Origin of the sequence: Stenotrophomonas sp. 2619 (assembly GCF_040548725.1) — a bacterium.
GTDB lineage: Bacteria > Pseudomonadota > Gammaproteobacteria > Xanthomonadales > Xanthomonadaceae > Stenotrophomonas > Stenotrophomonas maltophilia_AP.
In genome coordinates this window covers 21,040-27,756 of record NZ_JBEPSF010000028.1, presented here as the reverse complement: position 1 = coordinate 27,756, position 6,717 = coordinate 21,040, and the positions used below count along the sequence as shown (strand labels likewise).

At 67.6% G+C, this 6,717-nt stretch carries 5 protein-coding genes; all 5 read right to left on the bottom strand.

Translation table 11 applies throughout. The features are described from left to right. Positions 1-202: 202 nt before the first annotated feature. Positions 203-748, bottom strand: coding sequence for a TlpA disulfide reductase family protein (locus ABIA71_RS20465; RefSeq protein WP_354287757.1), 546 nt, complete (start codon positions 746-748; stop codon positions 203-205). Positions 749-1,267: 519 nt separating this feature from the next. Further along, positions 1,268-2,047, bottom strand: coding sequence for a ferredoxin--NADP reductase (locus ABIA71_RS20460; RefSeq protein WP_137189893.1), 780 nt, complete (start codon positions 2,045-2,047; stop codon positions 1,268-1,270). Between the two features lie 95 nt (positions 2,048-2,142). Continuing rightward, complete coding sequence (locus ABIA71_RS20455; protein WP_354287755.1) at positions 2,143-4,014, bottom strand: ABC transporter ATP-binding protein; 1,872 nt, start codon at positions 4,012-4,014, stop codon at positions 2,143-2,145. Between the two features lie 134 nt (positions 4,015-4,148). After that, complete coding sequence (locus ABIA71_RS20450; RefSeq protein WP_354287754.1) at positions 4,149-6,005, bottom strand: sulfatase-like hydrolase/transferase; 1,857 nt, start codon at positions 6,003-6,005, stop codon at positions 4,149-4,151. A gap of 248 nt (positions 6,006-6,253) precedes the next feature. Beyond that, positions 6,254-6,697 carry a carboxymuconolactone decarboxylase family protein gene (locus ABIA71_RS20445; protein WP_354287753.1) on the bottom strand — a complete coding sequence of 148 codons (444 nt, stop codon included), beginning with the start codon at positions 6,695-6,697 and terminating at the stop codon, positions 6,254-6,256. Positions 6,698-6,717: the final 20 nt, after the last annotated feature.

Here is a 6,717-nt window from a genome sequence, read left to right as displayed (position 1 = left end):
TTACGCGATGGCCACATGTCCCAGCCACGCATGGCGTGGCTCTACCGGCTTGTGTGCCCGGATCGTCCGAATCGAAGCCGCACTGGCCGGCTGATACCGGCCGGCAATACGTCCCGGTAGTGCCGGCCGCTGGCCGGCTCCTCGCATTACGCGATGGCCACATGTCCCAGCCACGCATGGCGTGGCTCTACCGCGGCGGGAGTCAGCCGCCGGCCTGGCGGTTGCGGACGTCTTCGGGCAGCAGGGCGAGGATGTCGTTGACGATGTCGGGCAGGCTCTGTTCGGAGTAGCCGCGGTGCACGCGGGCGATGCTGCCGTCGTGGCCGATGATGAACATGTGCGGGATGGCCTGGATGCCGTACTGGTCGCTGACCACGCCCTTGGCGTCGTGGATGTAGTCCAGCGGCGGCGCGTTGCGGCTGCGGGCGATGGCGGCGAAATCGGCGCGGGGTTCCTTGAGGTTCACCGCGTACACCTGCAGCGCGTCGTGTCCGATCACCTTCTGCAGCTGGCCCAGCACCGGCAGCTCCTTGCGGCACGGGCCGCACCAGGACGCCCAGAAGGTGACGATGACGACCTTGCCGCGCTGGCTGGCCAGGTCGACCACGTTGCCCTGGCGATCCTTGCCCAGGATCTGCGGCGGGATATCGCCAGCCTTCGGCGAAGGCGTGGTGGGCGCGGCGGCGCTGGCGACCAGGCTCATGGCGAGCAGCAGGCAGGCGAGGGCGCGGCGGATCTTCCTGATCATCGTGGCATTCCGGGCTGGCGCGCCGGCGCATTGCCGGGCTGGAGCGGAATATAGCCCGCCCGGGCAGAATCTTCATCGGGGCGGCCAAACCGTAGCGCCGGGCTCTGCCCGGCTGGCGCGGTGGTGGGTCGATCAGCCCGTAGCGCCGGGCTCTGCCCGGCTTGCGCGGTGGTGGGTCGACCATCCCGTAGCGCCGGGCTCTGCCCGGCCGGGGCGGCGGTCGGTCGATCAGCCGGGCAGAGCCCGGCTCTACCAGGGGGCAGGTGGGTGGATCAGCCGGGCAGAGCCCGGCTCTACCGGGGGAGGCAGGTGGGTCGATCAGCCGGGCAGAGCCCGGCTCTACCAGGGGGGCAGGTGGGTCGATCAGCCGGGCAGAGCCCGGCTCTACCAAGGGGTGCAGGTGGGTCGATCAGCCGGGCAGAGCCCCGGCTCTACCAGGGGGGGCAGGTGGGTCGATCAGCCGGGCAGAGCCCGGCTCTACGGGCGGCGCAGGCGGGGCGATCCGCTACGCGGGCGCGGTTACTTCTCGACGAACGCGCGCTCGAAGACGTAGTGGCCGGGGGTGCCGATGCGCGGGGAGGTCTGGAAGCCACGGCTGTCCAGCACGGTGCGCAGGTCGGCCAGCATCTGCGGGCTGCCGCAGATCATGGCGCGGTCGTTTTCCGGGTCCAGCGGCGGCAGGCCGAGGGTCTTCTGCATCTCGCCGCTTTCCATCAGCGAGGTCAGGCGGCCCTGGTTGGGGAATGCCTCACGGGTGACGGCCGGGTAGTACAGCAACTTGTCGCCGATCATCTCGCCCAGGAACTCGTGCTCGCGCAGTTCCTTTTCGAACAGGTCGCGGTAGGCCAGGTCTTTTTCGTAACGCACGCCGTGGGTGAGGATCACCTTGTCGAAGCGTTCGTAGGTTTCCGGGTCCTTGATCACCGACAGCCACGGCGCCAGGCCGGTGCCGGTGCCCAGCAGGTACAGGTGCTTGCCCGGGTGCAGGTCGCTGATCAGCAGGGTGCCGGTGGGCTTCTTGCCAACCAGCACCTTGTCGCCGGGCTGGATGTGCTGCAGGCGCGAGGTCAGCGGGCCGTCCTGCACCTTGATGCTGAAGAACTCCAGGTTCTCTTCCCAGTTGGCGCTGGCGATCGAGTAGGCACGCAGCAGCGGCCGCGTTTCGGTTTCCAGGCCGATCATCACGAACTGGCCATTCTCGAAGCGGAAACCGCTGTCGCGGGTCGTGGTGAAGCTGAAGTAGGCGTCGGTCCAGTGACGGACCTCAAGCACCGTTTCGGCGCCGAAAGCGGAAGACATGGGGGTGGGGTCTGATCTGTTTTGTCCCGGCCAGTTTATCTCAAATGAGATAAATTCTCATTGACTGGCCGGGAAGCGGCGGGGGGAAGGGGGTTTCAGCGGTATCCGGCCGCCTGCAGCTCGAACAATTCGGCATACCGGCCGCCCTGGGTCATCAGCTCGGCGTGGGTGCCGCTGGCCTCGATCCGGCCGCCGGCCAGCACCAGGATGCGGTCGGCCATGCGCACCGAAGAAAAACGGTGCGAGATGAGCACGGCAGTGCGGTTGTCGGACAGTTCCTTGAAGCGCTGGAACACCTCGAACTCGCTGCGCGCATCCAGTGCGGCGGTGGGCTCGTCGAGGATCATCACCTGGGCGTTGCGCATGTAGGCCCGCGCGATGGCGATCTTCTGCCACTGCCCGCCGGACAGGTCCACGCCCTGCTTGAAGCGGCGGCCGATCAGCTGGTCATAGCCGTTGGGCAGGGCGTTGATGACCTCGTCGGCCATGCCGCGGCGGGCCGCGTCGCGGATCCGCGCATCGTCGGTCATCGCTTCCACCAGGCCCACGCCGATGTTCTCGCCCGCGCTCAGGTTGTAACGCACGAAGTCCTGGAAGATCACGCCCATGTTGGCGCGCAGGTCGTCCAGGTCGTAGTCGCGCAGGTCACGGCCGTCGAGCAGGATGCGGCCCTCGTCGGGGTCGTACAGGCGCGCCAGCAGCTTCACCAGGGTGGTCTTGCCGGCGCCGTTCTCGCCGACCAGGGCCAGCACTTCGCCGGCACGCAGTTCGAAGTCCAGGTGGCGCACGGCCCACGACTCGGCATCGGGGTAGCGGAAACCGACGTTCTCGAACACGAAGCCCTGGGTGATCGGCTGAGGGATCGCCACCGCATCGGTGCGCGAGTGGATTTCCGGCTGGATCTGGAAGAACGAGAACAGGTCGTCCAGGTACAGCGCCTGCCCGGCGACCTGCGAGAACCCGATCAGCAGGCCCTCCAGCAGCTGGCGCAGGCGCAGGAAGCTGCCGGCCAGGAAGGTGAGGTCGCCGATGGAAAAGTCGCCGCGCACGGTGCGCCAGGCGATGTAGGCGTAAGCGGTGTAGTAGCCCAGTGTGCCCAGCGCGGCCAGCAGCGTGCCCCAGAACGCGCGCTTGCGGGCCAGTGCGCGGTTGGCATGGAAGAACTTGTCGGCCAGGTACTTGTAACGCTCGATCAGGAACCGGTGGAGGTTGAAGATCTTCACCTCCTTGGCGGTTTCCACGCTGGCCCCGATCTGGCGCAGGTAATCCAGCTGGCGGCGCTCGGGCGTCCACTGGAAATTGAGCGAGTAGCCGGCCGCGTTGAAGTGCGATTCGCCGATGAAGGCGGGCACCAGCGCCACGCCCAGCAGCAGGATCAGCCACGGCGCGTACACCAGCAGGCCCACTGCCAGGCTGGCCACGGTGATGGCGTCCTGCACCTGGCCGAACAACTGGCTCATCAGGTTCATCCGGCCCATGGTCTGGCGGCGCGCGCGGTCCAGTTTGTCCTGCAGGTCGGGGTCTTCGAAATCTTCCAGGTCCAGCTCGGCCGCGTGCTCCATCAGCCGCACGCTGGTGACGTTGGTGAACAGTTCCGAGAGCAGGCTGTCGGCGTAGTTGACCGCGCGGCCCAGCAGGTCGGAGACGATCGCCAGGCCGAACTCCAGCGCCAGCAGGCCCAGCAGGGGATTGAGCAGGCCACTGGACAGCGCCTGGCCGAACGGCGGGAAGCCCGCCTCGTGCTGGCTCAGGTGCAACGCCGCGTCGATGATCAATTTGCCCACGTACAACATCGCCACCGGCAGCAACGCACGGATCAGGCGCAGGCCGAGGCTGGCGCTGGCCAGGGCGGGGCTGGTCTGCCACACCTGGCGCAGGAACGGGGGCAGGTTGCGCATCGCCTGGAAGCGTTCGCGCAGGCTGGGGTTCTTCTGGCCGGGCGCACCGGCAGCGGGGGAAGCAGGCATGCCGCCATTGTGCGCGCCCGCGCCGTGGCGGAGGGATGAATGCGATGCACGCCACGCCACATGCGCCCACCGCTGCTCGACCCGCCGCACCGTGCGAAGCCGCGCCGTTCCACCCGTGCATCAGGATCCGGACCTCACGGCGCGCCGTCCGCCTCCCGCGGTGGCTGCGGCACCTGCATCTGCGCGACCAGTGCCGCACTCACCTCCGCATCGGGCGTGGCCCCGGTGATGGGCTGGTAGCGGGCATCACGGGCTTCGATGCCATAGGGACGCAGCAGCCAGGTGGCGTCGCCGAACCGCACCGCGCGCGAGGTCCACGATTCCACCAGCACGGGCCGGTCCGGGGGCAGCGGGCCGAACAGGTCACGACCGACCGAATAGTGCTCGATCGGCGTCGTGCAGGACAGCAGATGGCGCAGCAGGGTCGGTGCCAGGTCCATGTGGCTGGTGGTCGCTGGCTCGACGCCGGCGGCGCGGCCGGGCCAGCGCACCAGCAGGGGCACGCGCACCTGGATATCGCTGAAGTTGCTGTTATGGCCCCAATCGTTGCGTCCCAGGTCGTTGAAGGATTCGCCGTGGTCACTGGTGATGATCACCACCGTGCGCTCGGCCAGTCCCGACGCCTCCAGCGCGGCGAGCGTACGTCCCACCAGAACATCGGCCTTGAGGATGGCGTTGCGGTAACGGTTGAACAGCCGCGTCGGATCGGTCCGGCGCGTCACCTTGAGGTGGTCGCCGGCGCTGGCCTGGGGAAGAAAGCGCTGCTCGGCACCGGCGGGCACGGCGTAAGGCGTATGGGCGCTGTCCAGCAACAGAAAGCCGAAGAACGGATTGCCGGCAGGCTGTGCCTGCATGGCGTGGGCAAGCTGCTCGGTGACGTGGCGGTCACGCCGGTCCTGGGGGACATCGGCCGGCGCGGTATGCAGGGGTGCCTCCAGCTCGGCGAACACCGCACGGTCCAGGCGGGCACCGTGCAGCGACGCGCCGCCATACAGGTGGAAGTCGTAGCCGTGCTGGTCCAGTTGTCGCACCAGCTCGGGCCCGCGTCGGTGGCGGATCATCGTGTTGGTATGCAGGGCTGGCATGCCGTAGAACAGGCCGAACAGGCCGTGCATGGTGTTGTTGCCGGTGCTGTAGTGACGCTCCGCCTGCCATGCCTGCTGTGCAAAGGCGAACGTGTGCGGCATCTGCGCCGGGGTGAGCATGTCATGCCGCAGCGAGTCCACCACGATCATCAGCACGTTCAGCGGTGCATCGGCGTTGCACTGCAGGGGCGAACGTGGATGGACCGGGGTGCCTGCCTGGGCGGTGCCGGAAGGCGGTCGGTTGCCGTCGGCAGGCGCCAGCCCCCAGTTCACCATGTGGCGTCGCGCGGTGGCCGTGTGTGCCCATGGAACGGCCTCGATGGCTGACAGTGCATCGTTGCGCCCCCGGGCATCGAACCAGATGGCCATGCCCTGCGTGACCAGGACCAGCGGCAGCAGCACGCCAAGCCAGCGTGGCGCCAGGCAGTGGCGCTGGACACGGTGCAGGTGGCGCACCAGCACACCCAGCAGCAACAGCAGGCCCAGTCCCAGGCCGGCAGCGCCCACCCACGCCCCCAGGGTCAGTCCCAGTTGCTGCAGCAGCCCGCCTTGCACCAGCAACGCCAGCACCAGCGCGTTGAGGTGGAACCCGAACAACTGGAACACCCGCATGTTCACCAGCACGAGCAGAATCCAGGCGGTTGCCATCGCCAACGTCACCGGCGTGGCGGCAAACGACAGCGGCGCAATGCGGCCGCACAGCCAACCCGGCAGGCAACACGCGCAGGCGGCGAGCCCCATATGGGTCATCAGCCCCAATGCGGCGAACAGGCGTGCGTCGTAGGCATCGGGCCACTCGATGATGATCATCACCGGCAGGGCCGTCAGTAGCGTGGTGGCAAGAATGAACGACGGCATCCACGTCTGGGGGGAGCGCGTCGATTGACGACAACGGACTACGGGCATGCAGGACATCCGGCCGGAGGGGGGAGCCGGAACCTAACCTCATGGCGGCGCATTTCGACGCGTCATAGAAACAAATGCGCGGTTGCCTGGTGGCAATTGACGGACTCATTCACCGCTGACGCAAGCGAGCTGGCTCCGGGCCGGCAGGGGGTCAGGTACGACGCACGCCGATGGCGTGCGTCGTAGGGCTGCGATTCAGGCGTGTCGCAAGGCGTCGTACGTCGGTGACGTTGCCAGCCTTCCGGTGATCACGGCAGTGGCGGCAGCAACCCTGCACCGAGACGGTTCCATGCATTGATCACCGCCACGCCAACGCTCAGGTCGCTGATGCCTTTTTCATCGAAATGCGGTGCCAATGCATCGAAGGCCGCATCCGAGGGCGCGCCATCGGGCAACCGGGTCAACGCTTCGGCCCAGCCCAAGGCGGCGCGCTCGCGGGCGTCGAAGAAACGGCTTTCGTGCCACGCCGGCAGCGTGTCCAGCTTGCGCGGCTCGATACCGCCCTTGCGCAGCGCGGTGCCATGCATGTCCATGCAGTAACCGCAGCCATTGATCTGCGACACGCGCAGGAACACCAGCTCCATCAACGTCGGGTCGATCGAACTGTCATGCACGGCCTTGCTGGTGGCCAGCAGGCCCTTGATGGCCTCGTTGGCCAGGCGGAAATAAGGAACGCGGGGAGAAGCGGACATGGTGGACTCCATGACGGCCC

What these genes read in the sequence shown, in the direction of transcription:
- ABIA71_RS20455 (WP_354287755.1), bottom strand. Translation starts at nt 4,014, where the DNA reads ATGCCTGCTTCCCCCGCTGCCGGTGCGCCCGGCCAGAAGAACCCCAGC.
- ABIA71_RS20450 (WP_354287754.1), bottom strand. Translation starts at nt 6,005, where the DNA reads ATGCCCGTAGTCCGTTGTCGTCAATCGACGCGCTCCCCCCAGACGTGG.
- ABIA71_RS20445 (WP_354287753.1), bottom strand. Translation starts at nt 6,697, where the DNA reads ATGTCCGCTTCTCCCCGCGTTCCTTATTTCCGCCTGGCCAACGAGGCC.
- ABIA71_RS20465 (WP_354287757.1), bottom strand. Translation starts at nt 748, where the DNA reads ATGATCAGGAAGATCCGCCGCGCCCTCGCCTGCCTGCTGCTCGCCATG.
- ABIA71_RS20460 (WP_137189893.1), bottom strand. Translation starts at nt 2,047, where the DNA reads ATGTCTTCCGCTTTCGGCGCCGAAACGGTGCTTGAGGTCCGTCACTGG.